Source organism: Ralstonia sp. Ralssp135 (genome assembly GCF_047304345.1).
GTDB lineage: Bacteria > Pseudomonadota > Gammaproteobacteria > Burkholderiales > Burkholderiaceae > Ralstonia > Ralstonia chuxiongensis.
Window position 1 is genome coordinate 1 of record NZ_JBGLYZ010000113.1, and the last position, 250, is coordinate 250.

A 250-nucleotide genomic window follows, 5' to 3' on the forward strand; every position below is an offset into this window, starting at 1 on the left:
TTCCTGAACCGCTCGTTACTGGAGAAGAAGGTGCGCTCCATCGGATCGACCAGGTTGTCCTTGAGCTTCTGCGTGTCGGTGTCGGTCCACGCGAGCGGGTAATCCGTATAAGTCGGATCGGCCGGCGTATAGCGCATGATCTCCGCAGCCATCAGCATGCGTGACAGCGGCACCCCGTTGTGGATGTGCGCGTCCGGGAAATAGGCGTACCCGTTCGGGTTCATGTTGCTCCACGTGCGCAGGACGCGCA

At 60.8% G+C, this 250-nt stretch carries 1 protein-coding gene; it reads right to left on the reverse strand.

The window, feature by feature from the left end:
- On the reverse strand, window positions 1-224 hold a 224-nt coding region (locus ACCD03_RS25595), incomplete at its 3' end, for a hypothetical protein (protein ID WP_413413293.1).
- Between the last annotated feature and the right edge of the window lie 26 nt (window positions 225-250).